General features: G+C 75.2%; 2 protein-coding genes and 1 pseudogene. 1 reads left to right on the top strand and 2 read right to left on the bottom strand.

What is annotated here, in order from left to right:
- The first annotated feature begins 66 nt into the window (after nucleotides 1–66).
- Nucleotides 67–1095 carry a lactonase family protein gene (locus tag B7767_RS35850; protein ID WP_085575693.1) on the top strand — a complete coding sequence of 343 codons (1029 nt, stop codon included), beginning with the start codon at nucleotides 67–69 and terminating at the stop codon, nucleotides 1093–1095.
- 82 nt (nucleotides 1096–1177) lie between these two features.
- Here the strand turns inward: B7767_RS35850 and B7767_RS35845 are convergent, their stop codons facing one another.
- Together B7767_RS35845 and B7767_RS35840 are read right to left on the bottom strand one after the other, a co-directional pair.
- Complete coding sequence (locus B7767_RS35845) at nucleotides 1178–2101, bottom strand: sirohydrochlorin chelatase (RefSeq protein ID WP_085575692.1); 924 nt, start codon at nucleotides 2099–2101, stop codon at nucleotides 1178–1180.
- A gap of 84 nt (nucleotides 2102–2185) precedes the next feature.
- Nucleotides 2186–2551: pseudogene (locus tag B7767_RS35840) on the bottom strand (ATPase); the annotation flags it as partial.

Here is a 2551-nt window from a genome sequence, read left to right as displayed (position 1 = left end):
GGTCTAGACCTGAAGTGATCGGCTGCTACCGTCACCCCGGTCGGCACAGGACGAGAGGGGACAGCCGTGGCGGACGGCAGACGGCGGGCGTTCATCGGGTCGTTCACGGCGGCGGGAGGCCCGGGCATCGTCACCGCGGCCGTCGCCCCCGGCAGCGGCGCGCTGACCGTCCTGAGCACCGTGAACGTCGTACCGGACCCGTCCTACCTGGCCCTGTCGCCCGACGGCCGCATGCTGTACGCGGTCAGCGAGACGGCCGAGGGCGCCGTGGCCGCGTTCCGCGTGACCGCGGACGGGCCGCGGCCGGCCGGGCGCCAGGTGCGGGTGGACGGCAGCGGACCGACCCACCTCAGCCTCTTCGCCGGACACATCCTCACCGCGAACTACGGCTCCGGCAGCGTCAGCGTCGTCCCCGTCCGCGCGGACGGCGGCCTCGCACCGGTGTCCGGGGTGTTCCGGCACAGCGGCTCCGGCCCCCATCCGCAGCGCCAGCAGGGCCCGCACGCCCACCAGGTGCAGCCCGACCCGAGCGGCCGCTGGACGGTCGGCGTCGACCTCGGCACGGACTCGGTACGGGTCTGCACCCTGGCCGGCGGCGTGCTCGCACCGCACCGGGAGATCGCCCTGCGCCCCGGCTCGGGCCCGCGGCACCTGGCCTTCCACCCGGACGGGGCGTACGCGTACGTCCTCAACGAGCTCAGCCCGACCCTCGTCGTCTGCCGCTGGGACACCGCCGGCGGCACGCTCAGACCGCTCGCCGAGATCCCCGTCCTGCCCGGTGCCCCGGCCGGCGACGCCTATCCGTCCGGGGTGGCCGTCTCGCCCGACGGCCGCTTCGTGTGGACCGCGACCCGCGGCGAGGACGTCCTGTCGGTGTTCGCGGTCGAGGGGGAGGGCGAGGGGCTGACCCCGCTCACCACCGTTCCCTGCGGCGGTCACTGGCCCCGCGCGATCACCGTCTCCGACGGCGTCCTGTACGTCGCCAACGAGCGCTCCGGGGACGTGACCTGGTTCGCGCTCGACCCGGACACGGGAGTGCCGCGGCGCGCCGGCTCGGTCCCGGTGCCCGCGGCCTCCTGCGTGGTCACCGGCTGACCGGATCCCGAAGGGACGTGACGAAGGGCCCGCTCCGGTACGTGGAGCGGGCCCTTCCGGCGTCGTGCGGGAGCCGGCCGGGTCAGTGGGCCGGGGTGCTCTGCGCCTGCTGCGGGGCGATGCCCAGCGCGGTCGTGTACTTGGCCAGCGCCAGCTTGCCGATCGCCGGGTACGGGCCGAGCGCCTCGGCGGCGGAGCACTCCGCCTCCTTCGCGGCCTCCTCGATCAGGCCGGCGTCGATCTCCGGACCGATCAGGTACGGCGCGAGCGCCAGCTGCTGCGAACCGGAGCCACGAAGCTGCTCGGCCACGGAGGCGATGGAACCCTCCTGGTCCAGGGCCGCCGCCATCACCGGCACGGCGAGGCGCGCGGCGAGCAGCATGCCGGTGATCCCGGCCGCCTGCACGGCCTCGTCACCGCCCACGGAGGCCAGGATGATGCCGTCCGCCGCCGTCGCCACGGTGAACAGGCGGGCACGGTCGGCGCGGGCCAGACCGGCCTCGGAGAGCCGCACGTGCAGCGCCTCGGCGAGCAGCGGGTGCGGACCCAGCACATCGGTCAGCTCGGCGGCGACACGGCTGTCCATCACGGCCTGGCGGACCTGGCGCAGCAGCGAGCTGTCCGGACCGGCGAGCAGCGGCACGACGACGGCGACGGGGCCGTCGGGCTCCTTGACGTCCAGGCCGGCGGCGCGGGCCTGCTCGAAGCGGGCGGTGCGCTCCCCGGCCGCGTGCGCGAGGACGGACCGCAGCGTCGGGAACTCCTCGTCGTCGCCGTCGAGGTAGCCGATCCGGGCGTCCAGGCCGGGCAGCTCGGAACGGGCGATGCTCACGACCTCGTCGGCGAGCGAGCGGGTGGCACTACTGGGCGCACCCGGCACGGCGAGGACGAGCGCGGGCGCGTCCTCGGGAGCCACCAGCGGCTCGGGACGGCGGTGCCGTCCGGGCTGACGGGGGCGCGGCATTCGTACTGGCAGGCCGGACGCGGGCCCAGTGGGGGTGCTCATGTTGCCGCATGTTAGTGGTTTCCCGGGCTCCCCTGTTCGGGGAGGGTGCGGGTGAGCGGTATCCGTCCGGTTTTGTCTGATGAGTTACGTACGGACGTCGGCCGCGCGGGTGACGTCCTCACCTGCCGGACCCGTCACACACAGCATCTTCTCGTCGCCCGGGAGGGTGAACGAGCCGGCGGTGAGGTCCTCCGCGATGCGGACCGCACCGTGCAGGGGGTCCCCTTCGGCCATGATCCGCCGCGCCCCCGGCAGCCGCTCGGCCAGCTCCTCGTCCAGGGGACCGAGCAGCACGGCACCCATCCGGAACAGACCACCGGTGAGACCGACCACGGGCTCGCCCGACGCCGGACACACGGCCGCGGCGGAGCCGGCCATGTGCCGGGCCGCGGCCCGCAGCACCGCCACGGCGACGGGGTCGCCGTCGGCCGCGCACTCGCCCACCCGGGG

It is taken from the genome of Streptomyces sp. 13-12-16, assembly GCF_002114215.1.
Classification (GTDB): domain Bacteria; phylum Actinomycetota; class Actinomycetes; order Streptomycetales; family Streptomycetaceae; genus Streptomyces.
This window is presented reverse-complemented; position numbering and strand designations above follow the sequence as displayed.